Raw genomic sequence first — 24,466 nt, forward strand, 5'->3', positions numbered from 1 at the left:
CCCGGCAGAGCCCGCCGGGACCGGTGAGGATCGGGGGGTGACCAGCTCCGCCCCGCAGCCGAAGTCGCCGCCGCAGCCCACCATCGACGCCTCGACCACGGACGCCTGGGGCATCGACGCCAGCTGGCTCGACGCCCTCGACGAGGTGCACACCGTCGCCGACACGACGATCGAGCGCCTGCGCGAGGTCATCGGGACCCCGCCGGACGACCTGGTGCACCGCGCCCCGATCGTCGCCCGCCCCGGCGACGCCCTCGAGGTCGAACGGGCCGAGGTCGTCTGCGAGGACGGGCAGACCCGGCACGTCGACGGCTCGCTGCCCGAGGACTTCCCGCTCGGCTACCACCGGCTGCGCACCCCCGACGGCCGCGAGCGCCGGCTGATCGTCTCCCCCGGGCGCTGCTGGCTGCCCGAGGGCTGGCGCGCCTGGGGGTGGGCGGTGCAGCTCTACGCCACCCGCGGCCGCGACAGCTGGGGCATCGGCGACCTGGGCGACCTGCGTACCGTGCGCGAGTTCGCCCAGGCCCAGGGCGCCGGCTTCGTGCTGGTCAACCCCCTGCACGCGGTCGCCCCGACGGCCGGCCAGGAGGACAGCCCCTACCTGCCGGCCACCCGCCGCTTCCGCAACCCGGTCTACCTGCGCATCGCCGAGGTCCCGGGCGCCGACGCGGTCGACACCGAGGACGACGCCGGCCGGGCGCTGAACGACGGTGAGCTGATCGACCGGGACGCGATCTGGGCGGTCAAGCGCCGGGTGCTGCAGCGGGTGTTCGACGCCGGCCGTGACTCCGGTGCTGACGAGGGCCCGTTCCGCGACTGGTGGTGGCACCAGGGGCAGCCGCTGATGGACTGGGCGACCTGGTGCGCGATCGCCGACGAGCACGGCCCGGACTGGCACACCTGGCCCGATCAGCTGCGCGACCCGCGCGGGGCCGGGGTCGCCGACTTCGCCGCCGGGCACGAGCGCGAGATCGCCTTCCACGCCTGGCTGCAGTGGCTGCTCGACGTCCAGCTGCGCGCGGCCACCGAGGGCATCACGGTGATCCAGGACCTGCCGATCGGCGTCGCCGGCGGCGGCGCCGACGCGTGGGCCTGGCAGGACGTGCTGGCCCAGGGCGTCAGCGTCGGCGCCCCGCCGGACGCGTTCAACAGCCAGGGCCAGGACTGGGGCTCCCCGCCGCTGGTGCCCTGGCGCCTGCAGGCCGCCGACTACGAGCCGTTCATCCAGTCCATCCGGGCGACGATGGCCGGTGCCGGAGGGCTGCGGGTCGACCACGTGATGGGGCTGTTCCGGCTGTGGTGGGTGCCCTCCGACGGGTCCGCCGCCGACGGCGCCTACGTGCGCTACCCCTACGAGGACATGCTCGACATCGTCGCGCTGGAGAGCCACCGCGCCCAGGCGATCGTGGTCGGTGAGGACCTCGGCACCGTCGAGGACGGCGTCCGCGAGGCCATGGCCGAGCACGGCATCCTCTCCTACCGCCTGCTGTGGTTCGAGGACGACGCCCCCACCGAGTGGCCGGCCGAGGCGATGGCCGCGATCACCACCCACGACCTGCCGACGGTGGCCGGGCTGTGGACCGGGTCGGACCTGGCCGAGCAGCGCGAGCACGGGCTGGGCACCGAGGAGGAGCTGGAGCGCGGGCGCGCCTCGCTGCTGGCCCACCTGGACTCCGTGCCGGAGGGCGCGACACCGGCCGAGGCGGTGGCGGAGGCGCACCGACGGCTGGCGACCGCGCCGTCCACCCTGCTGTCGGCGACCCTGGACGACGCCCTGGCCGAGGAGCGGCGGCCGAACATGCCCGGTGCGAACGACCGGCCCAACTGGTGCCTGCCGCTGCCGGTGCCCACCGAGGAGCTGGCCGCCCACCCCGGCGTCCAGGCCGTCGCGGGGGTGCTGGCCGCCGGGCTGCACCCGGTCACCACCAAGGGCAAGGTCAAGGCGGGCAGGAGCGGCAAGAACGGGTCGAAGAGCACGCGCACCAAGAAGAAGTGAGCGCCGGCACCACCCGCACCGCACGGGTCACCGCCCCGGGCGAGGGCGACTGGGCCGTCGTCCGGGCGGTGCGGCTGGCCGCGCTCGCCGACGCGCCCGACGCCTTCGACTCCTCCCTCGACCGGGAGCAGGCGCTCACCGAGGCCGACTGGCGCGCCCGGCTGCGGGCCGGCGGCCAGCGGCTGGCCTGGCTCGGGGACGACGCGGTCGGGCTGGCCCGCGGCCTGGTGCACGAGACGGCGGGCGGCACCGAGCACCACCTGGTCGGGATGTGGGTGGCCCCGGCCGCCCGCGGGTCCGGCGCGGCCGGTGGGCTGGTCGAGGCCGTCACCGACTGGGCCCGCGCCCGGGCTGCACCGCGGCTGTACCTGTGGGTGGTCGGGGACAACGCGTCGGCCGCCGCGCTGTACCGGCGGCACGGGTTCGTGCCCACCGGCCGGGTGCAGCCGCTGCCCACCCGGCCCTGGCAGACCGAGCGGCAGTACGCCCGCGACCTGGCCTGAGGCCGCCCACCGGGGGCGGCCCCAGGCGGCGCGTCAGCTGCGGATGAACTCCAGCAGGTCGGCGTTGATGGTCGCGGCCTGGGTGGTCGGCATGCCGTGCGGGAAGCCCGCGTAGGTCTTCAGCGTGCCGTTGGGCAGCAGCTCGGCCGACAGCGGCGCGGAGTCGGCGTAGGGCACGACCTGGTCGTCGTCACCGTGCATGACCAGCACCGGCACGGTGATCTTCTTCAGGTCGTCGGTGAAGTCGGTCTGGGAGAACGCGACGACGCCGTCGTGGTGCGCCTTCGCGCCGCCCATCATCCCCTGGCGCCACCAGTTCTGGATCACGGCCTCCTGGGGCTCCACGCCGGGCCGGTTGAAGCCGTAGAACGCGGTCGCGGGGAGCTCGCGGTAGAAGTTCGACCGGTTGGTGGCCACCTGCTCCTGGATGCCGTCGAAGACGCTCTTGGGCAGCCCGCCCGGGTTGGCGTCGGTCTGCACCATGATCGGCGGCACCGCGCTGATCAGCGCCGCCTTGGCGACCCGGTCCTCGCCGTGCCGGGCGATGTAGCGGGCCACCTCGCCGCCACCGGTCGAGTGGCCGACGTGCACCGCGTCGCGCAGGTCGAGGTGGGCGGTGAGCGCGGCCAGGTCGTCGGCGTAGTGGTCCATGTCGTGGCCGTCGTCGGTCTGGGTGGAGCGGCCGTGGCCCCGCCGGTCGTGGGCGATGACCCGGTAGCCGTGTGCCAGGAAGAACATCAGCTGGGCGTCCCAGTCGTCGGCCGACAGCGGCCAGCCGTGGCTGAACACGATCGGCTGACCGGTCCCCCAGTCCTTGTAGTACGTCTCGATGCCGTCGTGGCTCAGGACGGGCATGGCGTCTCCTCCGTCGGTGGTGCCGGTGGTGGCGGTCAGCACGCTAGGGACGACGCCGCCGCGGGACTGTGCCCTCGCTGCCCGGTGCTGGCCCGTGCCTGCCGACGCCTCCCGCGGCGGACGCCCTTCCCCGACAGGAGTCGGCGCGACAGGATGTCGGCGCCCACGGCAGCGCCGCCGCCCACCCGCACGGGAGGCGCGATGGTCACGCTCCTGGACAGCCGGCAGCTCACCGGCGCCGACCGCCGGCCGGCCGCCGTGGTCGCGCGGCTGCAGGCCGGGATGACCTCGCGGGTGCGGCTCCGCGAACCGGCGGCGCCGGTGGAGGTGCGCCTGGACGCCTGGCAGCTCGGCGACCTGCCGGTGCTGCGCGCCGACGTCGTGGGCCCGCTGGCGGTCAGCCGCCGCCAGGTCCCGCCGGACACCCCGCCGGTGCTGTCGTTCTACGTCCAGGAGCGCGGCACCGGCCGGCACGAGCAGGGCGGCCGGCGGCGGCCCCTGCCCCCCGGCGCCCTCACCGTCACGGACGTGACCTCCCCGTACTCCTTCGCCTGGGGGGACGCCGAGGGCGCCGGCCGGGCGCTGCAGATCCCGGTCGCCCGCCTCGGGGTCTCCGTGGACGTCGTGCGCCGGGCGGTGCCGCGCGTGGTGGACAGCCCGCTGTACGACCTCGTCCGCACGCACGTCGCCCAGGTCACCCAGGACGCCGAGCGGCTGACCGCCGACCCGGGGTGGCCGGCGCTGTCCGTGGCGACCGTCGAGCTCGCGCGGGCACTGGTCGTCTCCGCCGCCGACACCCGCGGCGCGGTGCCGGACGAGGCGCTGCTGGTCCGGGTCCGCAGCTGGGTCGGCCAGCACCTGATCGACCCCGACCTGGACGCCGCCCGCATCGCGGCCGAGCACGCGATCAGCGTCCGCCAGCTCTACCGGCTCTGCGCCGCGGCGGGGTTCAGCCTGGAGCAGTGGGTGATCGACCAGCGCCTGGCGGGGGCCCGGGCCGAGCTGGCGCGGCCCGGTGGCCGGCCGATCGCGGCGGTGGCCCGGGCGTGGGGCTTCGGCGACCCGTCGCACTTCAGCCGCCGTTTCCGGGCCGCCTTCGGCACGACACCCCGCGAGTGGCGCGCCCAGCACACCACCCCCGCCCCCGCCCCGGCCCTCGCCAACCCCGCCGCCGGCACCGAGTGACAGCTGAGCGGGGATCCCGAGGTGATGAGAGCCCGCTGTGCTGTCACTCGGCGGTGGTCCGGGCGCTGTCCAGTTCGCGCGGCGTCGGTCGAACGTGTGTTCGATGGTCGTGCGACGATGGGGGCGTGGCCGGGGGGATGCAGCGGGGGCGGCACGCCGGCTCGCTGGCCGACCGCGCAGCCCGGTCCGGGGCAGGCACGTCACCCCCATCGGTGCCCGCTGCTCCGGCCGGCGAGCTGCGGCGGCCGGCGGGCGGCGGGCACGGGCGGCACTGCTGGGTGCTCGACCCACCCGACGCGCCGGGCACCTGGCCCGGGCTGCTGGTGGAGTGGCGGCAGCGCGAGGACGGCTGGCACGGCCGGGTGGCCTACACCGTCGTCGGCGCCCACGGCCCGGTGCTGGTCGAGGCCTGGCTCCCCGCCGACCAGCTCAAGCAGGGCTGACGCCCCTGCTCTTCGCGCCATGGGCGAGGAGCAGCCGGTGGTGGTGCGGGCACAGGGCAGGCCGGACGGCGACCGGCTGCCGCTGGTCGGACTGCCGCCGCACCCCGGGCGCAGCGACGGCGGCCTCGGCATCCGGTGGGTCGAGGACGGCACCCGCCTCGCGGTGACGACCTGGGGCAGCAGCAGCCATCCCACCGTGCCCCTCGGCGCGCGGGTGCAGGACGGCGGCCTGACGCTGACGCTCGGCCGGCGGGAGGCCGCCCCGCTCCCCCCGGGTCACGTCGACGTGATGACCGCCGACCTGGCCGCGCACACCACGCTGATCGACCCGCCGGCCGGGCTCGACCCGCACACCTGGACCCGGGTGCAGGTCGGCGGACAGGTCGTGGAGCTGCCCCCAGCGGGCACGCGGCTGCCCCCGACCGCCCAGGTGCGGCCCGCCCCGTCGCAGCCGCCCGGGCTGCTCCCGTTTGAGGGCACACCGCCGCGGGATACCGGGCAGGGGACGACGCCCGGAGCCGCCGGGCCACGAGAGCGGAGGACGCGATGACCAGCCCGCACGACGAGCCGACGCTCGACGACGTGATCACCCCCGAGGAGCCGGCTCCCCGGGACCGCACCGAGCACGCCAAGGACCCGCACCTGTCCGACGAGGTGCTCGAGCACCGCACCGAGCTGGAGCGCCAGGCGGTGCAGTCCGACGACGCGGACCCGGCCGGCGCCTACGAGCACGACGCCACCGAGGCCTGAGCCGGTGAGGGGGCGGTGTCCCGGGGCGACCCGGGCACCGCCCCCTGGCACGTCCGGGATGCGCCCGGTCAGGGCTGCAGCGAGCGGGTCCGACCCAGCACCGCGGTGAGCAGCAACGCCGCGAGCGTACAGCCGCCGGCCAGCAGCGCGACCGCCGGCCAGCCGGCGTCCTGCCAGGCCCGGCCGGCGAGGGTCCCGCCCACCGAGGAGCCGACGTAGTACCAGAACGAGTACAGCGAGGCGGCCTGCCCGACCGGTCGCCCGCCCAGCTGGGCGCGCACCGCCACCCACCCGCTGGCCACGCCGTGCGCGGCGAAGAAGCCGATGGTCAGCACGCAGAGGCCGGCGATCACGCACCACAGCGGGGCGGGCAGGGTCAGTGCGACGCCGGCCCCCATCACCACCAGGCACAGCGGCACGACCACCCGTCGTCCGACCCGGTCGGCCAGCCAGCCGGCGGTCGGTGAGCTCACCGAGCCGAGCAGGTAGGCCAGGAAGACCAGTCCGGTCAGCGCCGGGGTCAGCGCGTAGGGCTCGGACTCCAGCCGGAAGGTGACCGCGTTGTAGACGGCGACGTTGCCGGCCATCAGCAGCGCCGCCACTCCGTAGAGCGCCAGCAGCGCCGGGTCGGTGAACGCCGCGCCCAGCTGCCGCAGCAGCCGGCCCTCCCGGGGCACCCGGACGAACCGGCGGGACGGCGGCAGCAGCACCCGGACGGCGACCGCGCAGCCCACCGTCAGCGCCGCGGCCCCGCCCAGCGCCGTCCGCCAGCCGCCGAACTCGGTGAGGAAGCCGCTGATCAGCCGGCCGGAGAGCCCGCCGATCGCGGTGCCGCTGACGTACAGGCCGATCGCGCGGGAGCTGACCTGCGGGTGCAGCTCCTCCCGCAGGTAGGCCACCGCCACGGCCGGCAGGCCGGCGAGGGCGAACCCCTGCAGCCCGCGCAGCACGAGCAGCACCTCCCAGGACGGCGCCAGGGCGATGAGCACGGCCAGCACCGCCGAGCCGGCCAGGCTGGCGTGCAGGATGCCGGTGCGCCCGCGTCGGTCCGACAGCGGACCGAGCACCAGCAGGCCCACCGCGAGGGCCCCGGTGGTCGCGGAGATGGCCAGCGTCGAGGCGGCCGGGGAGACGCCGAAGGAGCGGGTCAGCTCGGGCAGCAGCGCCTGCGGGGCGTAGAGGCTGACGAAGACGGCGATGCCGGCCAGGAAGACCCCCGTGGCAGCCCGGCGGAAGCCCGGCTCACCGACCTGGTGCCCCGGCCACTCCCCCGTCGTCACACGGCGAGCCTGCCCCTGTGCGCGGCGCCACTGCCGCTGGGGTCAGGAGGCCCGCTCGGCCAGCAGCTGGTCCTCCGCCAGCCACTGGTCCAGCGCCTCGCGGGCCACCTCGGCGTCGACGAACGGCACGGCGGGGCCGTCGTCGGTCATCGTCGTCTCGTGGCCGCGGCCGACGACCAGCACCACGTCCCGGCCACCGGCGGCCCCGACCGCCGAGGTGATCGCCTCGCGGCGGTCGAGCACGGTGTGCACGACGCCGGTGCCGCCGGCCAGCCCGACCCGCAGCTCGGCGACGATCGCCTCGGGCCGCTCACCGTGGCTGCCCTCGTTGGTCAGCCACACCTCGTCGGCGGCCCGCGCGGACACCCCGAGGCCCTGGCGCTTGTAGCGGTCGCGGCGCCCGCGGGCGCCGAGCACCAGGTGCACCCGGCCGCCGGGGCGGGTCAGGTCGCGGGCGGTCTGCAGGGCGGCCGCGAGCGCGTGCGGGGTGTGCGCGTAGTCGACGACGACCAGCGGCCCGCCCGGCGCGCGCAGCAGGGTGTTCCGGCCCGCGGGGGGCTGCGTCGCCGCGATCCCGGCGGCGACCACCGCCGGCGCCACGCCCAGCGAGCGCCCGGTCGCCCACGCCGCGGCGATGTTGCCCACGTGGACCCGGCCGACCAGCGGTGAGGTGACCCGGTGCCGGCCGCCGTCGTCCTCGAGCAGGACGCTGGTGCCCCCGGCACCGGTGCGCCAGCCGAGCACCCGGACGTCGGCGTCGGCGTCCGGGCTGGTGGCGACCCGGGTGACCGGCAGGCGCACCTGGTCGGCCAGGCGCCGCCCCCAGGGGCCGTCGACGACCACGACGGCGCTGTCGGCGCGCTCGGGGGTGAACAGCAGCGCCTTGCTCGCCCAGTACTGCTCGATGGTGCCGTGGTGGTCGAGGTGGTCCTCCTCGAAGCCGGTGAAGACGGCGACCTCGACGTGCACGCTGTCGACCCGGCCCACGTCCAGCGCGATCGAGGAGGCCTCCACCACCGCGCTGGTCGCACCGGCGTCGACCATCCAGCGCAGCAGCTGGTGCAGTTCGGGGGCCTCGGGGGTGGTCAGCCGGGTGCCGCGCTGCTGGTCGCCGACCCGGGCGCCCAGGGTGGTGACCACCCCGGCGCACTCCCCGGCGGCGGTGAGCACCCCGCGCACCAGCGTGCTGGTGGTGGGCTTGCCGTTGGTGCCGGTGACGCCGACCAGCCGCAGCTGCTCGGCCGGGTCGCCGGCCAGCAGGGCGCCGAGCGGGCCGAGCAGCGCGCGCACCGAGGGCACCCGCAACTGGGGTGCGTCGACGTCCACCGGCCGGTCGGTGAGCAGGGCGGCGGCACCCGCGGCCACCGCCGCCGCGGCGAACCGGTGGCCGTCGCTGCTGCCGCCCCGCACGCAGGCGAACAGGCAGCCCGGGGTCACCGCCCGGGAGTCGGTGACCAGCCCGTGCAGGAGCAGGTCGTCCAGGGTGCGGTCGTCGGGGACGCCGGAGCGCACCACCGGACCGGCCGCGACGGCCCGGGCCCGGCGTTCGAGGTCGGACCAGCGGACTCCGGCGCGCAGCACCCCGCTGACGCTAGGGGCAACAGCGCCGGTCGGCAGCGCGAGACCAGGACGTGCGCCACCGACCCTCGGCCGCGCGGCCGCCCGCCCCGGCCTGGTTGGCTGGCACCCGTGCCCCGCCTGACCGCACCGGACGTCGCCTGCTGGGTGCTGAAGAGCACCCGGCTGCCCGGAGCACTGCGGCCCGGCTGGCGGGTCGGCGGGAGCGCCGAGCTGGCCCGCTGCGTGCGCCCCAGCTACCGGCTGGAGCTGATGGGCCCGGGGCAACCGTGCCTGCTCTGGGTCAGCGGGCGGGACCGGCCCGGCGTGCACGCCCTCGGTGTGCTGACCGGGCCGCCGGTACCGGGCGAGGGCGGGCCGACCGTCGCCGTCCGCTGGACGCGGCTGGCCGAGCCGGTCGACCGCGCCGAGCTGCTCGCCGACCCGGCGGTGCGGAACGCGGAGGTGCTGCGGGTGCCGGCGGGCAGCAACCCCTCCTGGCTGTCCGCCGGGCAGTACGCCGCCGTGCTCGCCCATGCCGGGCTGCCGGCGCCGGGCTGACCCACCTCCCCGCCGAACCGGTGCCGCAACGCCGCGGCGGGTGCCGGGACGACGACGGGGCCCGAGAACCCGTCAGGCGCTGCGGGGGGCGTACATGATCAAGGCGACACCGACCAGGCAGACGAGCGCGCCGGCGACGTCCCAGCGGTCCGGCCGGAAGCCGTCGGCCACCACCGCCCACAGCAGCGAGCCGGCGATGAAGACACCGCCGTAGGCGGCCAGCACCCGGCCGAAGGCGGCGTCGGGCTGCAGCGTGGCCACCACGCCGTAGAGCGCCAGCGACACCATCCCGAGCCCGACCCAGAGCCAGCCGCGGGAGTCCCGCAGCCCCTGCCAGACCAACCAGGCCCCGCCGATCTCCAGCAGCGCGGCGAACACGAACAGGGCTATGGAGCGGATCGTCACACCGCCACTCTGCCGCCCGGACCCCCGCTCCACAGCCAGGGCTGGGACAATGACTCCTCGTGACGGACAGCCGGTACCGCTGGGGTGGCCTCCTCTGGCTGCTCACCCTCCAGTTCTTCGTCGTCGAGGCGATCGTGGCCAGCCGGTTCGGTGGCTACTCGTACTCCGCCGACGTGATCAGCGACCTCGGGACGGCGGCCTCGCCGGCCCGGCTGCTGATGAACGCCTCGTTCGTGGTGCAGGGGCTGCTCATCGTCGGCGGCGCACTGCTGCTGGCCCCGGGGCTGTCCGGCACGGGTGGGCGGCTGCCCCGGGTGTTCCTGGGCATCGGCGGGCTGGGCGTGCTGCTGGTCGGGGTCTTCCCCTCCGACGGCAACGCCACGGCGCACGAGGTCGCCGCCGGCGCGTACTTCCTGGGTGGCGCGCTCGGCCTGATCGCACTGGCCTACGGGGTGCGGCCCCGCTCCGAGGCGCTGGGCACCACGCTGGCGCTGCTGGGCCTGATCGGCCTGATCGGCACGGTCTTCTTCGGTGCCGCGGTGTTCCTCTTCCTCGGTGAGGGCGGCATGGAGCGGGTGGCCGGCTACGTCGTCCCGATCGGCCTGCCGATCGCCGGGGCGGCGCTGTGGCGGCAGAAGGACGACTGGCTCGCGCTCACCCGGCCCGACGGCACGCCCACCCGCCGCCAGCTGCGTGAGGACGCCCGGCTCGAGCGGGCCCAGCGGCTGGCCGAGCGCGACGCCGCCCTGGAGGCGGCGGCCCGGCGGTCCGAGCAGCGCTCCGGCGCGGGGCAGCCGGCGGGCACGACCTCGCCGGACGACGAGCCCGACGACTTCGACCCGGACGACCCCTGGGCGCCGCGCCGCCGCTGACCCGCCCGCCGCTCAGGAGCAGCAGGCGTCGGCACCCTCGGGGGTGAGCGCGGCCAGCGTGGCCAGGGCCCGCACCGGGCCGGCGAGGGCCTCGCAGCACAGCGCGTAGACGTTGCTGCGCCCCTTGGGCGTGACGGTCACCAGCCCCTGCTCGCGCAGCGGGGCCAGGTGGTGGCTGACCAGGGTCTGGCTCATCCCGGCCGCGTCGGTGAGCTCGCGGACCGTGCGCGGCCCCTCGGCCAGCAGGAGCACCAGGTGCAGCCGGTTCGGGTCACCGAGCGCCTTCAGCTGCGGGGCGAGCAGGCGGGCCCGGTCGGCGGGTGAGGTCAGCTCGTCGACGTCCAGCAGTCGCACGTCCAGGTCCTGGCGCATGCCACCGAGTCTGCCACACAGTGATTGTTGTCAACAGTGTTCGCTGTTAACGTGCCTGCTCGTTGGCCCTCGAGGACAGGAGCACCCATGAGCGCAAACCCGACGCACGAGCTGCCCGTGGTGGTGATCGGCGCCGGCCCGGTGGGGCTGGCCGCCGCGGCGCACCTGCTGGAGCAGGGCCTGGAACCCCTGGTGCTGGAGGCCGGCGACCGGCCCGCGTCCGCCGTGCGGGCCTGGGGCCACGTGCGGCTGTTCTCCCCCTGGGAGCACGACCTCGACGACGCCGCCGTCCGGCTGCTCGAGCCGACCGGCTGGGAGTCCCCCGACCGCACCGCGCTGCCCACCGGCGCCGAGCTCGTCGAGCGGTACCTGGACCCGCTGGCCGCCACCGCGCAGCTGGCCGGGCGGATCCGCACCGGCACCCGGGTGGTCGCGGTCAGCCGCGCCGGGGTGGACAAGACCCGCACCGTCGGGCGAGCGGGGCGGGCCTACCTGGTGCGCACCGTGGTCCGGGGCCGGGTGCACGACCTGACCGCGCGCGCGGTGATCGACGCCTCCGGCACCTGGGGCCGGCCCAACCCGCTCGGCGGCGCCGGCCTGCCCGCGCTCGGTGAGGACCAGGCCGGCGACTGGCTGGTCGGCCCGCTGCCCGACGTCCTCGGCCGGGACCGGGCCCGGTTCGCCGGCCGGCACACCCTCGTCGTCGGCATGGGGCACTCGGCCGCGAACACCCTGCTGGCGCTGGTCGCCCTGCAGCGCGACGAGCCGGGCACCCGGGTCAGCTGGGCGATCCGCGGCCGCTCCCCCGCCCGGCTCTACGGCGGTGGGGACGCCGACGGGCTCCCCGCCCGCGGCCTGCTCGGGTCCACGCTGAAGGCGGCCGTCCGGGCCGGGCAGGTGGAGCTGCACCGCGAGGTCTCGCTCACCCAGCTCGCCCCGACCGACGACGGCCGGCTGCGCGTGCTCGGCACCGGCCGGGACGACGCCCCGCTGGACCTGCGCGTCGACGCGCTGGCCGCCGCCACCGGCTTCCGCCCGGACCTGGAGGTGCTGCGCGAGGTGCGCCTGGACCTGGACCCCGCGCTCGAGGCGCCGGTCCAGCTGGCGCCGCTGATCGACCCGAACACGCACTCCTGTGGCACGGTGCCCCCGCACGGGCACCGCGAGCTCGCCCACCCCGACGAGGACCTCTTCCTGGTCGGCATGAAGTCCTACGGCCGGGCCCCGACCTTCCTGCTGGCCACCGGCTACGAACAGGTGCGCTCGATCGCCGCGGCGCTGGCCGGGGACCTCGCGGCCGCCGACGCCGTCCAGCTGCGGCTGCCCTCGACCGGCGTGTGCAGCACCGACCTCGCCGACCGCGAGGCCGGGGAGACCGCCGGGGTCGGGTTCGCCACCGGCAGCGCGCACGGCTGGTCGGCCGAGAGGCCGGAGCCGGCCGGCTGCTGCGGCACCCCACAGCCGGCGACCGCCGGGGCCACTCCGCCGGCCTGAGCGGTCCGCCTCGCCTACCGGGCCGCGAGCGTGAGCCGGCTGGCCCGGTAGGCGATGCCGACGGCGAAGACCGCGACGCCGGCGGCCACCGACTGCCACGGCAGCGTGGCCACCAGGACCAGGCAGCCCAGCAGGCCCAGCACCTGCAGGCCCCTCGGGAAACGGCGGTGCTCCCGGTCCTGGGTGAACGCCGCGGCGTTGGCGACGGCGTAGTACAGCAGCACCCCGAAGGAGGAGAAGCCGATCGCGCCGCGCAGGTCGACGGTGAGCACCAGCAGGCAGACGACGAGGCCGACGGTGACCTCGGCGCGGTGCGGCACGGCGAACCGGGGGTGCACCGCGGCCAGGTACCGCGGCAGGTCACCCTGCCGCCCCATCGCCAGGCCGGTGCGGCCCACGCCGGCGATCAGCGCCAGCAGCGCGCCGAGCGCGGCGGCCGCCGCGCCGATCCGCACGACCGGCCCGGCCCAGTCCCAGCTGCCGGCGGCCACGGCGGCGGCCAGCGGCTCCGTCGTCGCGGCGATGCCGTCGGCGCCCAGCGAGGTCAGCAACGCCAGCGCGACCACCAGGTAGACCAGGACGGCGCCGCCCAGCGCCAGCAGCACCGCGCGCGGGATGGTCCGCGCCGGGTCGCGGACCTCCTCCCCCAACGTGGCGATGCGCGCGTAGCCGGCGAAGGCGAAGAACAGCAGCCCGGCCGACTGCAGCACCCCGAGGGCGCCCCCCTCGACCGCCCAGCTCCCCGCACCGCCGCCGTCCGTGCTGCCGCCGAGCAGCATGGCGGCGACCGCGACGGCCAGCGCAGCCAGCACGACCGTGACGAGCACCCGGGTGAGCCCGGCGGTGCGGGTGACCCCGCGGTAGTTGGTCGCGGTCAGCGCCAGGACGGCGGCCACCGCCACCGGACGCTGCCAGCCGGCCGGTGCGGCGTACGCGGCGAAGGTCAGCGCCATCGCCGCACAGCTGGCCGTCTTGCCGACCACGAACCCCCAGCCGGCCAGGAACCCCCACCAGTCCCCCAGCCGCTCCCGCCCGTAGACGTAGGTGCCGCCCGATGCGGGGTACTGCGCGGCCAGCTGGGCCGAGGCGGTGGCGTTGCACCAGGCGACCACCGCGGCGATCGCCAGCCCGATCAGCAGGCCCGCGCCGGCGGCCTGCGCGGCGGGGGCGAACGCGGCGAACACGCCGGCCCCGATCATCGAGCCCAGGCCGATGACGACGGCGTCCCCGGTGCCCAGCCGACGGGCCAGGCCCGGGCCCGCGTTCATCGGGGCACCCCGGGCCGGACCGCCGACCCGACGCACCGTCGCACGGGAGCTGTCCGGCGCGGGCGGAGTGGCGACGAACTGTGATGCAGGTCACCATGAGGGTGTTCGCAGGTCGTCGACCGGACCGGAGGACGGGGATGCGCCACTGTCTGATCGTCGCCAACCAGACCCTCAGCACCGACACCCTCGGCGAGGCCGTGGCCCAGCGGATCGCTCGCGAGCCGCACACCTTCCACGTCGTGGCCCCGGCCACGCCGCTGCACGACCAGCAGGACGGCCCGGGCGCCTACGCGGACCTGGGCCCCTCTCCGGCGGACCGCGCCTACGCCCTGGCCTGTCAGCGGCTGGAGCACGCGCTGGGCCACCTCCGCGAGCTGGGCGCGACGGTCGACGGGGAGGTCGGCGACCCGGACGCGCTGGAGGCGGTCCGCGTCGCCCTCGGCCACGTCACCGCCGACGAGATCATCGTCTCCACCCTGCCGCACGGGCTCTCCCAGTGGCTGCGCCGCGACCTCCCGGCCCGGCTGCGGAAGGCCACGGGCATCCCGGTGACCCACCTGGAGGCCGATCGGCGCGCCGTGCGAACCTGACCGGCCGACCACTGCGCAGGGCACTCGGCCGGGGCGGACGCCCGCCGGGCAGCTCACGGGGCGGTGGGCACCCGGAGCTCGGCGAGCAGCCCCCGGACGCGCGCCTCGATCTCGTCGCGGATCGGGCGCACCGACTCCACGCCCTTGCCGGCGGGGTCCTCCAGGGCCCAGTCCAGGTACCGCTTGCCGGGGAATACGGGGCAGGCGTCCCCGCAGCCCATGGTGATGACGACGTCGGAGGCCTCCACGGCCTCGGTGGTGAGCACCTTGGGCCGCTGGTCGGCGATGTCGATGCCGACCTCGGCCATCGCCGCGACGGCGGAGGGGTTCACCTGGTCGCCGGGCACCGAACCGGCCGAGCGCACCTCCACGCCCTCCCCGGCAAGGTGCCGCAGCCAGCCGGCGGCCATCTGGGAGCGGCCGGCGTTGTGCACGCAGACGAACAGGACGCTGGGGCGGTCGGTCACGGGGTTCTCCTCGTCGGTGGGGCTGGTCACGCCAGCGCCGCTGGTCGTGCGGGTGGTCGGTGGTCGGTGGTCCAGGCCTGCCCGGCCAGCTGCACCGCGTCCCAGGGTGACCCCAGCGGCGGGGTGTACGCCAGGTCCAGGTCGGCCAGCTCCTCCACCGTCATCCCGTGGAACAGGGCGGTGGCGAAGACGTCGGCGCGCTTGGCGACCTCGCTGCCCAGCCGGCCGACGAGCTGGGCGCCGAGCAGCCGGCCGGTGTCGGCGTCGGCGGTGACCCGGATCGTGAGGGGCCGGGCCCCCGGGTAGTAGGCCTTGTGGTCGTCCGGGCTGGACTGGGTGGTGACCGGCCGGGAGCCGGCGGCCCGCGCCTCGTGCTCGAGCAGACCGGTGCGGGCGGCGACCAGCTCGAACACCTTGACCACCTGGGTGCCGACGCTGCCCGCGAAGCGGGCGTGCCCGCCGACGGCGTTGGCGCCGGCGACCCGGCCCTGCTTGTGCGCCGTCGTGCCCAACGGCAGCCAGGTCACCCCCAGCAGCCGGTGGTGGGTGACCACGCAGTCCCCGGCCGCCCAGACGTGCGGCAGGCCGGTGGCCATCGTCTCGTCCACCACCACGGCGCCGCCGGCACCGGTCCTGGCGCCCGCGTCGACCAGCAGCTGCACGTCCGGGCGGACGCCGGCGACGATCAGCACCAGGTCGAAGGACCGCTCCAGCCGGTCACCGGCGGTGCTCACGGCGATCCGGGCGTCGGTGGTGCGGGAGAGCCCGGTGACGCTGGTGCCGGTGAGCACCTCCACCCCGTGCGAGGCCATCTCGGCGCGCACCATCGCGCCCAGCTCGGCGTCCACGGTGACCAGCACCTCGGCCGGGCGCTGGACCACGGTGGTGGCGATGCCCCGGGCGACGAGGGCCTCGGACATCTCCACCCCGATGTAGCCGGCGCCCACGACCAGCGCGGACCGCACCGGCCGGCCGGTCAGGTCGGCCATCAGGGCGTGGGTGTCGTCGATGGTGTGCAGCAGGTGCACCCCCTCGGCCGGCCCGAGCCCGTCCGGCCCGCCCACACCGGCGAGGGCGGGCACGGCCGGCCGGGCGCCGGTGCCCACGACCAGCTCGTCGTAGTCGAGCCGGTCGACGCTCCCGTCCGGGCCGGTCACCGTCACACTCCGGCGGGCCACGTCGATGCCGGTGGCCCGGGTGCCCACCCGGAGGGTCAGGCCGGCCGCCTCGAGCTCGGCGTGGGTGCGGTGGGCCAGCGACTGCCAGGGCTGCACCTCCCCGGACACGTGGTAGGGGATCCCGCAGATCGAGAAGTTCGGGTAGGCGTCGGCCACCACGACGGTGACCTCGGCGGCCGGGTCGAGCTCACGGGCGCGCAGCCCCGCGGAGATGCCCGCGTCGCTGCCGCCGACGACGACCAGGCGGCGGCTCATGCGCCGAGCTCGGCGAGCAGCCCCCGGACCCGCCCCTCGATGTCGGCGGCGATCGCCTCGACCGCGGCCGGCGGCTGACCGGCCGGGTCGAGCACGTCCCAGTCCAGGTAGCGCTTGCCGGGGTAGACCGGGCAGGCGTCCCCGCAGCCCATGGTCACCACGACGTCGGCGGCCTGGACCACGTCGTCGGTCAGCGGCTTGGGGAAGGCGTCGGCGACCGACATGCCCCGGGCCTCGAGGACCTCCAGCACGACCGGGTCGACCGTGTCGGCCGGCATCGAGCCCGCCGATCGGACGTGCACCCGCCCCTCCGACAGGTGCGCCACCAGGGCGGCGGCCATCTGCGAGCGGCCGGCGTTCTGCACGCAGACGAACAGCACCTCCGGCGCCTCCTTGGCCAGCACCCCCTTCGCCTGGGCCAGGGCGGTGAGCCGGTCGGTGGCGAAGCGGCAGGCCAGCACCGGCACGTGGGTCTTCACCCTGGCCGTGCGGCCCAGCGCCGCGTAGGACTCGAAGACCATCCGTTCGACGGTCTCCGCGCTGACCATGCCGGCGAACCGCCTCGACAGGTCCTCGACGTGCCGGCGGAGAACCACCTGCGGGTCCAGCAGACCGGCGTACTGCGGTGACGTGGTCATCGGTTCACTCCCTGGTCGATGCGTGCCGGGACGGTGGGCTCGCCGGGGAACCAGCGGCGGGCGGCCCAGAGCGAGACGTACACGAGCCCGACCAGCACCGGGACCTCGATGAGCGGGCCCACGACGCCGGCCAGCGCCTGCCCGGAGGTCACCCCGAAGGTGCCGATGGCCACGGCGATGGCGAGCTCGAAGTTGTTGCCGGCGGCGGTGAACGCCAGCGTGGCGGTCTTCGCGTAGCCCAGCCGCAACCGCATGCCGAGCAGGAACGACCCGCCGAACATGAGCGCGAAGTAGGCCAGCAGCGGCAGCGCGATGCGGGCGACGTCCCAGGGGTTGGAGGTGATCGCGTCGCCCTGCAGCGCGAAGAGCATCACGATGGTGAACAGCAGGCCGTAGAGCGCCACCGGGCCGATCCGCGGCAGGAAGCGGCCCTCGTACCAGTCACGACCCCGGGTGCGCTCACCGATCGTGCGGGTGAGGAAGCCGGCGAGCAGCGGTATGCCGAGGAACACCAGCACCGAGAGGACGATCGCCCAGAAGCTGAACTCCGCCGACGTGGTCGACAGCCCCAGCCAGCCGGGCAGCACCTGCAGGTAGAACCAGCCCAGCACCGCGAAGGCGAGGATCTGGAACACCGAGTTGATCGCCACCAGCACGGCGCCGGCCTCGCGGTCGCCGCAGGACAGGTCGTTCCAGATGAGCACCATGGCGATGCACCGGGCCAGGCCGACGATGACCAGCCCGGTGCGGTACTCGGGCAGGTCGGGCAGCAGCAGCCAGGCGAGGGCGAACATCAGCGCCGGGCCGACCAGCCAGTTGAGCAGCAGCGAGGCGCCCAGCAGCTTCCGGTCACCGGTCACCCGGTCCAGCTCGGAGTACCGCACCTTGGCCAGCACCGGGTACATCATCAGCAGCAGGCCGACCGCGATCGGCAGGCTCACCTCGCCGATCCGGACGGCGTCGAGGGCGTCGTCCAGGCCGGGGACCAGGCGGCCCAGCAGCAGGCCGACGACCATCGCCACCACGATCCACACCGGCAGGAAACGGTCCAGCGTGGACAACCGGGCCAGCACCGGGGTCTCGAGGTCGGTGCCGGAGCGCGGGGTCTCCGCGGCGAGATCGCTCATGGGGTGGGCTGCTCCTCCGCCCCGACGAGGGGCGCGTATCGATGCCGGTCTATCCGCACCTGAGGATGCCGGGGGTATCGACAGGCGTCAATGCCGCGCCGATACTGGCCGGGTGAACAGCAGCCGAACGCCGGGGCTGGACCTGGTCGACATCGGGGCGCCCGGGTGCTCACCCGCCGAGCTCACCAGCGCGATGAGCGCCGGGCAGGCCGTCGACCTGGCGCGCACCCTCAAGGCGCTGGCCGACCCGGCTCGCCTGCGGGTGCTCGCCCTGGTGGCCGGCAACGAGGGCCGGGAGGTCTGCGTCTGCGACCTGACCGACCCGCTGGGCCTGAGCCAGCCGACCGTCTCCCACCACCTCAAGGTCCTCGTCGAGGCCGGGTTCCTCACCCGGGAGAAGCGCGGGGTCTGGGCGTACTTCTCCGTGGTGCCCGGCGCCCTCGACGCGGTCGCTGCCGCTCTGCCCGGCGTCCGCGCGCGGAGCTGACCGGTCAGACCGTCGCCGTCCCGGCCTCCTGCGGGACCGGCACCGGCCGGCTCGGGCGAGTGCGGCGCCGCGAGACGGCCACGCCCAGCAGGCAGACCCCGCCCCCGACGACGGCCAGCGCCGGCGGCACCTCGTCCAGCAGGACCCAGCCCAGCAGCACCACGATCGGCGGCACCAGGTAGGTGGTCGCACCCAGCCGGCCGGCGTCCATCCGGCGCAGCGCATGGGCCCAGGTGCTGAAGGCCAGCGCGGTGGGCACGACCCCCAGGTAGACCGTGCCGGCGATCGAGGAGGCCGGCGCCGACCCCAGGTCGGCCACCAGCGCCCCGGCCCACGGCAGGCAGCACACCGCGCCCATCGCGCAGGCGGTGAAGGTCACCTGCAGCGCCGGCAGCCGGCGCAGCAGCGGCTTCTGCGCCACGACCCCGGCGGCGTAGGTGACCGCGGCGACCACGCTGAGACCGACGCCGAGCAGGTCGGCGCCGGCATCCCGGGTCGCGAAGCCGATCAGCAGCACGCCGCAGAAGGCCGTGCCCAACCCGATCACCAGCCAGCGCGAGAAGCCCTCGCCCAGCAGCAGGCCGGCGAAGACCGCGATCAGCACCGGCCCGATGTTGACCAGCATCGCCGTCGTCCCGGCGTCCAGGTGCTGTTCGGCGGCGTTGAGGGCCAGGTTGTAGATGCCGAACCAGCCCACCCCGCAGACCGCGAGGAGCCGCCACTCGCCCGCCGTCGGGGGCACCCAGCCGCGCCGGGCCAGCAGGAGACCGAGCACGAGCGTGCCGATCGCCAGCCGGCCCAGCGCCAGGGCGCCGGGTGAGAGGTCCTCCCCCACGGCGCGGATGCCGATGAAGGCCGAGGCCCAGGCCAGCACGGTGACCGTGACGGCCAGCAGGGTGAGCGGGGTACGCGAGGGAGCGGGCACGAGCAGGACCCTAGGGACGACGACCGACGGGATCTGGCGGGTTCCGGCCGCGGCACCGGAGCTGGCCGTCGCGCTGCGGGATCGGGCAGCATCGCCGCGTTCGGTCGGCCCACGGCGTCCGGTCGGACCACGGCTCCGGTCGGACCACGGCTCCGGTCGGCCCACGGCTCCGGTCGGCACCGTCGCGTCCGGTCGGCACCGTGCGGCACGATGCCGGCATGCCCTCCACCTCGCGCCACCTGACCGTGCAGATCGACCGGCCCGCCGCCGAGGTGTACGCGTGGGTCCGCGACCCGGCGAACCTGCCGGCCTGGGCGGCCGGGCTCGCCTCCGGGATCCGGCGGGAGCACGGCGAGTGGGTCGCCGACTCCCCCATGGGCCGGGTGCTCGTGCGGTTCGTCCCGGTCAACGAGTACGGCGTGCTCGACCACGACGTGGTGCTCCCCGACGGCACGGTCACCACCAACCCGGTCCGCGTCCTCGCCGACGGCGCCGGCGCCGGCAGCGAGGTGGTCTTCACCCTGCGCCGGGCCGCCGGCGCGACCGACGAGCAGGTGGAGGCCGACGCAACGGCCGTGGCCGCCGACCTGGCGACGCTGAAGCGGGTGCTCGAGGCCGGCTGACCGGCCACCGCCCGGCCCGGCCCGGCCCGGCCGGGCGCGGCGCTCAGCGGGCGAACGGCCCCGACAACGCCGCCCACTGCAGCAGCATGATCGTCTTCGCGTCGACGATGCCCGTGCCGATCTGGGCCAGCGCCTCGTCGAACCCCAGCTCGACCAGCTCGATGTCCTCCCCCTCCTCGGCCAGCCCGCCGCCGTCGGCCGTGCGGGTGCCCGCGTCGTAGGGGCCGGCGTAGCAGTGCAGCCGTTCGGTGACCGAACCCGGGCTCATGAAGACGTCGAACACGTGGGTCAGCTCGCCGACCCGGTGACCGGTCTCCTCCTCGGCCTCCCGGCGCACCGCGGTGACCGGGTCGTCGTCGTCCAGCAGCCCGGCCGCGGTCTCGACCAGCAGCCCGTCCGGGTGCCCGTTCACGTAGGCCGGGAAGCGGAACTGCCGGGTCAGCAGCACGGAGCGCCGCGCCGTGTCGTACAGCAGCACGGTGGCGCCGTTGCCCCGGTCGTAGGTCTCCCGGGTCTCCGTCGTCCAGCGACCGTCGCGGTGCCGCAGCTCGAAGGTGGTCTTGCGCAGCACGTACCAGTCGCTGGACAGCAGCTCGACGTCGCGCACCCGGACGTCGTCGTTGCCGGTCAGGTCGCGGCCCACCCGGTCCAGCCCGGTGCGGCCGCGCCGGTCCGGGGTGTCGATGCCGGCGGTCATGTCGGGTCCTCTCCTCAGGTCTCCTGCCCCTGGCGGCGCGGGGTCGTGGACGTGCACCGGCCCGGGCACTCGGTGGAGGGCCCGGGCCGGCAGGGACAGCGTGTCAGGGGGTGCGGTTCACCCGGTCGACGTCCGAGGGGTCGGCTCCGCCGGCGTCGACCCGGTGCCCACCGCTGGCCCCCAGCGCGGGACCGGTGCCGGCGGCGAAGCCGGTCTCCTGGGTGAGCGCCGCCTTCATCTCCGCGGGTGCCAGCGCACGGGCGACGTGCCAGCCGGCCACGGCGACGATCGTGCCGAGGGAGATGCCGCCGAGGGAGAACTCGTCGGAGAAGACCAGGTTCACGTTGCCGATCCCGATGATGATCCCGGCCGCCAGCGGCACCAGGTTGATCGGGTTGGCGAAGTCGACCCGGTTCTCCTTCCAGATCTTGGCGCCGAGGAGCCCGATCATCCCGTACAGGACGACGGTGATGCCGCCGAGCACCGCGCCGGGGGTGGCGTTGACGATCGCCCCGAACTTGGGCACCAGACCGAGCAGGACGGCCACCAGCGCGGCCACGTAGTACGCCGCGGTGGAGTAGACCCGGGTGGCGGCCATGACGCCGATGTTCTCCGCGTAGGTGGTCGTCGGCGAGCCGCCCACCGAGGTGGCCACGACGGTGGCGACGCCGTCGGCGAACACCGCCCGGCCGAGCACCGGGTCCAGGTCGCGCTTGGTCATCTCCCCGACCGCCTTGACGTGGCCGGCGTTCTCGGCGACCAGCGCGATCACCGCGGGCAGCACCAGCAGCGAGAAGTTCACCGAGAACGAGGGCCCGGTGAGCTCGGGCAGGCCGAACCAGTCGGCGGCGCCGACCCCGTCGAAGTTGACCCGGTCGTGCGTGGTCACCTCGCCGGCGCCGGCGTCGAAGGAGGTGATCTGACCGGTGGTGGCGTCCAGCAGCAGCGAGAGCAGGTAGCCGAACACCAGGCCGAGCAGGATCGAGATGCGGGCCCAGAAGCCGCGCAGGGCCAGCGAGACGACGATGACGAAGACCATGGTGGCCAGGGCGACCCACTGGTCCTGCGGCCAGTACGTGCCGGCCGCGACCGGGGCCAGGTTGAAGCCGATCAGCAGCACCACCGCGCCGGTCACCGCCGGGGGCAGCACCCGGTTGACCACCCGCGGCCCGGCCGCCTGGATGAGCAGCCCCACCAGGGCCAGCACGATCCCGGAGACGAGGATCGCGCCGACCACGTCGCTGCTGTCCCCGCCCTGCGCCCGGACGGCGGTGACGCCACCGACGAAGGCGGCGCTGGTGCCCAGGTAGGAGGGCACCTTCCCCTGCACGATGAGCAGGAAGATGATCGTGGCGAACCCGCTCATCATGATCGCCAGGTTGGCGTCCAGGCCCATGATCAGCGGGAAGACGAAGGTCGCCCCGAACATCGCGACGACGTGCTGCGCCCCGATGCCGACGGTCAGCGGCCAGGACAGCCGTTCCTCCGGCGCCACCGCCTCCCCCAGTGGCGGGGTCTTGCCGTCCCCGTAGAGCTTCCAGCCGAACGCCATCGGTCCTCCTCGCGACCCCGCCGAGCAACTAGCTCAGCGCTGAGGTACCGGACAGTGGCAGATCCGGGAGGCGCACACCAGGGGGTCCTGGACACGTTCCCATCACGGACCGTCGAGTGAACACGGCGGTAACACCGGCGACACGCATCAGCCTCGGACGGCGTCCGCCCGGCCCCGCTGCAGGGGCCCGCCCCGAGCCTGCGAGGGGTGCGGGGCAGCGGGGTCCTTCCTCAGACGAGCGTCTCGAGCCCGTCGTCCAGGACGGCGGCGGCGACGCTCTCCACCGGCGGGCGGTGCGGCTGGTCCAGGCCCCGGATGCGGGCGGCGTGCAGGGCCAGCAGCAGGTTCAGCCGCAGGGTCGGGTCGGTGGTGAAGGGGCCGAGCAGCCGCTCCAGCTTCCCGATCCGGTACCGCATCGTGTTGTAGTGGAAGTGCAACCGGCGAGCGGACTCGGCGACGTTGAGGTTGGTCTCCAGCAGCACCCGCAGCGTGTCGCGCAGGTCGACCGCGTCCGGGTCGCTGGAGTCGGCCAGCGTGCCGAGCACCTCGTCGACGTAGGACCGCAGCTCGTTGCTGTCCGGGATGAGCGACAGCAGCCGGAAGACGCCGAGCTGGTCGAAGTGGGTCACGGCGTGCCCGCCGTGGATCTCCTGACCCACCACGAGCGCCCGCTGAGCCTGCTGGTAGACCTCGCCGAGCGCCGACAGCGACTCCGCCGGCCGGCCGATCCCGGTGCCCAGCAGTCGCCCGACCCGCCGCAGCCGGGCGTTGACCCGCGCGGTCACCGCGGCCACCAGGCCGGACAGCTCCTCGGGGGTGCGCCCGTCCAGCGGCAGCACGGTGACGATCTCGGTGGCCAGTCCGGCGACCGCGGCACCGGTGACCTCGGCGTCCACGGCCGACCGCCAGCCGTCGGCGAGCCGGTCGAGCACGTCGAGCGCCCGCGTCGGGTCGGTACCGGCGTCGGCGACGGTCTCGGTGGCGGTGACCAGGACGACGACCGGGCCGTCGAGGCGCCAGCCGAAGGAGCGCGCGTAGGCCAGCGCCCGCTCGGTGTGCGCGAACGAGCCGCCGACCAGCCGGCGCACCATGTCGCCCTGGAACCGCAGCTCGACCGAGTGCACGGCCTGCGAGCGGATCTCCGAGAGCGCGGCGATGACGGCGGCCTGCTCGAGGACCGCGCCGGCGCCCAGCAGCATCGGGCCGTGCCGGTTGACCGCGACCAGCCAGCCGTGCCGCTGCTCACCGGCCATGATCGGCGCCACGGCGTACTCCCCCACCCCACCGGGGAGCTCGTGGTGCCCCGGGACCAGCAGGATGCCGTCGGCCGGCGACAGGTCGGCGTCGGCGAGGACGTCGGCCGGGGTGACGACGCTCTGGTCGGCCCGGTTGCCCGACAGCCGGCGGGAGGGGGTGAGGTCGGCGAAGGCGTCGTCGGCCGCGGCATCGAGCAGCCAGAGCCAGTCGCGGATCTCCTCGATCTCCTCCGGCGGGCCGGCGCTGGTGGCGACCTCGCGGTCGGGGCCGAGCCCGAGCACGGCGGCGCCGGCCAGGAAGGTGGAGACCTGGGTGGTGACCTCGGCCAGTCCACCGCCGCTGAGCGCGACGTCGATGAACTGGTTGTGCATCCGGTTGGCCAGGCTGAGGGCCTGCGTCTGCTTGTCGATGATCGCGCCGAGCACCTCGGCGACGACCTCGTCCAGCCGGGTGGACGCCGGCAGCGCCAGGACCGGGAACCCGCGGCGGTCGGCCTCGGCCAGCACCTCGACCGGCACCTCCCCGGCCGCGTTGCCCGCCGAGCCCTCCGCCCGGAAGGCCAGCGCGCCACTGCCGCTGCGGTGCAGCCGCTCGATCAGCGCCCGGCTCTGCACCGGGTCACCGGAGGGCAGCCGGGAGGCGAGGACCACCAGCACGTCGGGGCCGGCGCTGCCGACCGGGTCGGCCGGGTCGTCGACGGTCACGTGCCGCACGATCCGCCGGGTGCCCGTGGCACCGCCGACGACGAGGGTGCCGGCCAGCCCGGGCAGCTGCAGGAGCTGGTCGACCGTGAGGCCCATGCTGTCCTGCAAGGCCGTGCGGTCGGCGGGCGGCACCTGGGAGAGCACCGGCTCGATCGAGGCCGGGACGAGGCGCTGCGTAGCCGCGCGATCGCTGTGTGCTGCGTAAGTCACCGAAACCTCACGTTCAGTCACTGTACGTACCCCCAGAACACCGTGCACCAGACATCTGCGCGAGATTCTGTCAGACGTCTCTGGACGCCGGGAACGCCGCTTGGCGAGAATCGCCATACAGGCGCCGGGGGTGCCCCAGCTGGGTGCGCACCCCGGTCCTGTGACCCGGCACGGAACGGCAGCTCGCCCACTGCGCGTCGTGGGCTCGGCGGTCG

General features: G+C 75.5%; 26 protein-coding genes. 12 read left to right on the forward strand and 14 right to left on the reverse strand.

The window, feature by feature from the left end:
* Positions 1 to 37 precede the first annotated feature (37 nt).
* The gene (malQ, locus tag ACJTNH_RS02875; protein WP_458172762.1) at positions 38 to 1,996 is read left to right on the forward strand and encodes a 4-alpha-glucanotransferase; all 1,959 of its coding nucleotides are present in this window, start codon (positions 38 to 40) and stop codon (positions 1,994 to 1,996) included.
* Positions 1,993 to 2,499: a GNAT family N-acetyltransferase gene (locus tag ACJTNH_RS02880; RefSeq protein ID WP_458172763.1), complete on the forward strand. Its 507-nt coding sequence runs from the start codon at positions 1,993 to 1,995 to the stop codon at positions 2,497 to 2,499. Before malQ ends, ACJTNH_RS02880 begins: the two co-directional genes overlap by 4 nt.
* 33 nt (positions 2,500 to 2,532) lie before the next feature.
* Here ACJTNH_RS02880 and ACJTNH_RS02885 read toward each other — a convergent pair whose 3' ends face one another.
* A complete protein-coding gene (locus ACJTNH_RS02885) occupies positions 2,533 to 3,354 on the reverse strand; it encodes an alpha/beta fold hydrolase (RefSeq protein ID WP_458172764.1) in 822 nt (273 codons plus the stop codon).
* 201 nt (positions 3,355 to 3,555) lie between these two features.
* Between ACJTNH_RS02885 and ACJTNH_RS02890 the strand changes: the two genes are divergently transcribed.
* From ACJTNH_RS02890 to ACJTNH_RS02905, 4 genes are all read left to right on the forward strand, one after another.
* Positions 3,556 to 4,539, forward strand: a complete 984-nt coding sequence (locus ACJTNH_RS02890) for a helix-turn-helix domain-containing protein (protein ID WP_458172765.1) — start codon at positions 3,556 to 3,558, stop codon at positions 4,537 to 4,539.
* A 125-nt stretch (positions 4,540 to 4,664) separates the two neighbouring features.
* Positions 4,665 to 4,982 (forward strand): hypothetical protein, encoded by a 318-nt coding sequence (locus tag ACJTNH_RS02895; protein WP_458172766.1) that lies wholly within the window; start codon positions 4,665 to 4,667, stop codon positions 4,980 to 4,982.
* Between the two features lie 19 nt (positions 4,983 to 5,001).
* The gene (locus tag ACJTNH_RS02900) at positions 5,002 to 5,532 is read left to right on the forward strand and encodes a hypothetical protein (RefSeq protein ID WP_458172767.1); all 531 of its coding nucleotides are present in this window, start codon (positions 5,002 to 5,004) and stop codon (positions 5,530 to 5,532) included.
* Positions 5,529 to 5,732, forward strand: coding sequence for a hypothetical protein (locus tag ACJTNH_RS02905; protein WP_269156811.1), 204 nt, complete (start codon positions 5,529 to 5,531; stop codon positions 5,730 to 5,732). The genes ACJTNH_RS02900 and ACJTNH_RS02905 overlap by 4 nt, the downstream gene beginning before the upstream one ends.
* A 68-nt stretch (positions 5,733 to 5,800) precedes the next feature.
* Here ACJTNH_RS02905 and ACJTNH_RS02910 read toward each other — a convergent pair whose 3' ends face one another.
* Together ACJTNH_RS02910 and ACJTNH_RS02915 are read right to left on the reverse strand one after the other, a co-directional pair.
* Positions 5,801 to 7,012 (reverse strand): MFS transporter, encoded by a 1,212-nt coding sequence (locus tag ACJTNH_RS02910; protein ID WP_458172768.1) that lies wholly within the window; start codon positions 7,010 to 7,012, stop codon positions 5,801 to 5,803.
* 42 nt (positions 7,013 to 7,054) lie between these two features.
* Positions 7,055 to 8,593 carry a Mur ligase family protein gene (locus ACJTNH_RS02915; protein WP_458172769.1) on the reverse strand — a complete coding sequence of 513 codons (1,539 nt, stop codon included), beginning with the start codon at positions 8,591 to 8,593 and terminating at the stop codon, positions 7,055 to 7,057.
* 108 nt (positions 8,594 to 8,701) lie between these two features.
* Here ACJTNH_RS02915 and ACJTNH_RS02920 point away from each other — a divergent pair, with 108 nt between their 5' ends.
* Entirely contained in the window at positions 8,702 to 9,130 is a 429-nt protein-coding gene (locus ACJTNH_RS02920; RefSeq protein ID WP_458172770.1) for a hypothetical protein, read from the forward strand.
* 72 nt (positions 9,131 to 9,202) lie between these two features.
* Here ACJTNH_RS02920 and ACJTNH_RS02925 read toward each other — a convergent pair whose 3' ends face one another.
* The gene (locus ACJTNH_RS02925) at positions 9,203 to 9,535 is read right to left on the reverse strand and encodes a YnfA family protein (RefSeq protein ID WP_458172771.1); all 333 of its coding nucleotides are present in this window, start codon (positions 9,533 to 9,535) and stop codon (positions 9,203 to 9,205) included.
* A 59-nt stretch (positions 9,536 to 9,594) separates the two neighbouring features.
* Here ACJTNH_RS02925 and ACJTNH_RS02930 point away from each other — a divergent pair, with 59 nt between their 5' ends.
* Entirely contained in the window at positions 9,595 to 10,407 is an 813-nt protein-coding gene (locus ACJTNH_RS02930; protein ID WP_458172772.1) for a DUF998 domain-containing protein, read from the forward strand.
* 12 nt (positions 10,408 to 10,419) lie between these two features.
* Here the strand turns inward: ACJTNH_RS02930 and ACJTNH_RS02935 are convergent, their stop codons facing one another.
* A complete protein-coding gene (locus tag ACJTNH_RS02935; RefSeq protein ID WP_458172773.1) occupies positions 10,420 to 10,779 on the reverse strand; it encodes an ArsR/SmtB family transcription factor in 360 nt (119 codons plus the stop codon).
* 87 nt (positions 10,780 to 10,866) lie between these two features.
* On the opposite strand from ACJTNH_RS02935, the gene ACJTNH_RS02940 reads away from it, so the two are divergent.
* Positions 10,867 to 12,273, forward strand: a complete 1,407-nt coding sequence (locus tag ACJTNH_RS02940; protein ID WP_458172774.1) for an FAD-dependent oxidoreductase — start codon at positions 10,867 to 10,869, stop codon at positions 12,271 to 12,273.
* Positions 12,274 to 12,287: 14 nt separating this feature from the next.
* Here ACJTNH_RS02940 and ACJTNH_RS02945 read toward each other — a convergent pair whose 3' ends face one another.
* Positions 12,288 to 13,541: an APC family permease gene (locus ACJTNH_RS02945; protein WP_458172775.1), complete on the reverse strand. Its 1,254-nt coding sequence runs from the start codon at positions 13,539 to 13,541 to the stop codon at positions 12,288 to 12,290.
* A gap of 137 nt (positions 13,542 to 13,678) precedes the next feature.
* Here ACJTNH_RS02945 and ACJTNH_RS02950 point away from each other — a divergent pair, with 137 nt between their 5' ends.
* Positions 13,679 to 14,131, forward strand: a complete 453-nt coding sequence (locus tag ACJTNH_RS02950) for a hypothetical protein (protein ID WP_458172776.1) — start codon at positions 13,679 to 13,681, stop codon at positions 14,129 to 14,131.
* 53 nt (positions 14,132 to 14,184) lie between these two features.
* Here the strand turns inward: ACJTNH_RS02950 and ACJTNH_RS02955 are convergent, their stop codons facing one another.
* Genes ACJTNH_RS02955 through arsB form a run of 4 tightly spaced genes read right to left on the reverse strand, consistent with a single transcriptional unit; the run spans position 14,185 to position 17,796 of the window.
* The gene (locus ACJTNH_RS02955; protein WP_458172777.1) at positions 14,185 to 14,628 is read right to left on the reverse strand and encodes an arsenate reductase ArsC; all 444 of its coding nucleotides are present in this window, start codon (positions 14,626 to 14,628) and stop codon (positions 14,185 to 14,187) included.
* Positions 14,625 to 16,031 carry an FAD-dependent oxidoreductase gene (locus ACJTNH_RS02960; RefSeq protein WP_458172778.1) on the reverse strand — a complete coding sequence of 469 codons (1,407 nt, stop codon included), beginning with the start codon at positions 16,029 to 16,031 and terminating at the stop codon, positions 14,625 to 14,627. Before ACJTNH_RS02960 ends, ACJTNH_RS02955 begins: the two co-directional genes overlap by 4 nt.
* On the reverse strand, positions 16,028 to 16,669 hold the full coding sequence (locus ACJTNH_RS02965; RefSeq protein ID WP_458172779.1) for an arsenate-mycothiol transferase ArsC: 642 nt from the start codon (positions 16,667 to 16,669) through the stop codon (positions 16,028 to 16,030). Before ACJTNH_RS02965 ends, ACJTNH_RS02960 begins: the two co-directional genes overlap by 4 nt.
* Entirely contained in the window at positions 16,666 to 17,796 is a 1,131-nt protein-coding gene (gene arsB / locus ACJTNH_RS02970; RefSeq protein ID WP_458172780.1) for an ACR3 family arsenite efflux transporter, read from the reverse strand. The genes ACJTNH_RS02965 and arsB overlap by 4 nt, the downstream gene beginning before the upstream one ends.
* 112 nt (positions 17,797 to 17,908) lie before the next feature.
* Here arsB and ACJTNH_RS02975 point away from each other — a divergent pair, with 112 nt between their 5' ends.
* Positions 17,909 to 18,283: an ArsR/SmtB family transcription factor gene (locus ACJTNH_RS02975; protein WP_458172781.1), complete on the forward strand. Its 375-nt coding sequence runs from the start codon at positions 17,909 to 17,911 to the stop codon at positions 18,281 to 18,283.
* A gap of 4 nt (positions 18,284 to 18,287) precedes the next feature.
* Here ACJTNH_RS02975 and ACJTNH_RS02980 read toward each other — a convergent pair whose 3' ends face one another.
* The gene (locus tag ACJTNH_RS02980; RefSeq protein WP_458172782.1) at positions 18,288 to 19,208 is read right to left on the reverse strand and encodes a DMT family transporter; all 921 of its coding nucleotides are present in this window, start codon (positions 19,206 to 19,208) and stop codon (positions 18,288 to 18,290) included.
* A gap of 218 nt (positions 19,209 to 19,426) precedes the next feature.
* Here ACJTNH_RS02980 and ACJTNH_RS02985 point away from each other — a divergent pair, with 218 nt between their 5' ends.
* Positions 19,427 to 19,831 (forward strand): SRPBCC family protein, encoded by a 405-nt coding sequence (locus ACJTNH_RS02985; protein WP_458172783.1) that lies wholly within the window; start codon positions 19,427 to 19,429, stop codon positions 19,829 to 19,831.
* Between the two features lie 43 nt (positions 19,832 to 19,874).
* Here the strand turns inward: ACJTNH_RS02985 and ACJTNH_RS02990 are convergent, their stop codons facing one another.
* The 3 genes from ACJTNH_RS02990 to ACJTNH_RS03000 all read right to left on the reverse strand — a co-directional run bounded on the left by ACJTNH_RS02990 (position 19,875) and on the right by ACJTNH_RS03000 (position 24,251).
* Entirely contained in the window at positions 19,875 to 20,528 is a 654-nt protein-coding gene (locus ACJTNH_RS02990; protein WP_458172784.1) for an NUDIX domain-containing protein, read from the reverse strand.
* 103 nt (positions 20,529 to 20,631) lie between these two features.
* Positions 20,632 to 22,080 (reverse strand): uracil-xanthine permease family protein, encoded by a 1,449-nt coding sequence (locus tag ACJTNH_RS02995; protein WP_458172785.1) that lies wholly within the window; start codon positions 22,078 to 22,080, stop codon positions 20,632 to 20,634.
* A 230-nt stretch (positions 22,081 to 22,310) separates the two neighbouring features.
* Positions 22,311 to 24,251 carry a PucR family transcriptional regulator gene (locus ACJTNH_RS03000; protein ID WP_458172786.1) on the reverse strand — a complete coding sequence of 647 codons (1,941 nt, stop codon included), beginning with the start codon at positions 24,249 to 24,251 and terminating at the stop codon, positions 22,311 to 22,313.
* Between the last annotated feature and the right edge of the window lie 215 nt (positions 24,252 to 24,466).

The sequence above is a fragment of the Modestobacter lacusdianchii genome (genome assembly GCF_054177765.1).

What these genes read in the sequence shown, in the direction of transcription:
- ACJTNH_RS02885 (WP_458172764.1), bottom strand. Translation starts at nt 3,354, where the DNA reads ATGCCCGTCCTGAGCCACGACGGCATCGAGACGTACTACAAGGACTGG.
- ACJTNH_RS02890 (WP_458172765.1), top strand. Translation starts at nt 3,556, where the DNA reads ATGGTCACGCTCCTGGACAGCCGGCAGCTCACCGGCGCCGACCGCCGG.
- ACJTNH_RS02900 (WP_458172767.1), top strand. Translation starts at nt 5,002, where the DNA reads ATGGGCGAGGAGCAGCCGGTGGTGGTGCGGGCACAGGGCAGGCCGGAC.
- ACJTNH_RS02905 (WP_269156811.1), top strand. Translation starts at nt 5,529, where the DNA reads ATGACCAGCCCGCACGACGAGCCGACGCTCGACGACGTGATCACCCCC.
- ACJTNH_RS02935 (WP_458172773.1), bottom strand. Translation starts at nt 10,779, where the DNA reads ATGCGCCAGGACCTGGACGTGCGACTGCTGGACGTCGACGAGCTGACC.
- ACJTNH_RS02940 (WP_458172774.1), top strand. Translation starts at nt 10,867, where the DNA reads ATGAGCGCAAACCCGACGCACGAGCTGCCCGTGGTGGTGATCGGCGCC.
- ACJTNH_RS02945 (WP_458172775.1), bottom strand. Translation starts at nt 13,541, where the DNA reads ATGAACGCGGGCCCGGGCCTGGCCCGTCGGCTGGGCACCGGGGACGCC.
- ACJTNH_RS02950 (WP_458172776.1), top strand. Translation starts at nt 13,679, where the DNA reads ATGCGCCACTGTCTGATCGTCGCCAACCAGACCCTCAGCACCGACACC.
- ACJTNH_RS02960 (WP_458172778.1), bottom strand. Translation starts at nt 16,031, where the DNA reads ATGAGCCGCCGCCTGGTCGTCGTCGGCGGCAGCGACGCGGGCATCTCC.
- ACJTNH_RS02965 (WP_458172779.1), bottom strand. Translation starts at nt 16,669, where the DNA reads ATGACCACGTCACCGCAGTACGCCGGTCTGCTGGACCCGCAGGTGGTT.
- arsB (WP_458172780.1), bottom strand. Translation starts at nt 17,796, where the DNA reads ATGAGCGATCTCGCCGCGGAGACCCCGCGCTCCGGCACCGACCTCGAG.
- ACJTNH_RS02985 (WP_458172783.1), top strand. Translation starts at nt 19,427, where the DNA reads ATGCCCTCCACCTCGCGCCACCTGACCGTGCAGATCGACCGGCCCGCC.
- ACJTNH_RS02990 (WP_458172784.1), bottom strand. Translation starts at nt 20,528, where the DNA reads ATGACCGCCGGCATCGACACCCCGGACCGGCGCGGCCGCACCGGGCTG.
- ACJTNH_RS02995 (WP_458172785.1), bottom strand. Translation starts at nt 22,080, where the DNA reads ATGGCGTTCGGCTGGAAGCTCTACGGGGACGGCAAGACCCCGCCACTG.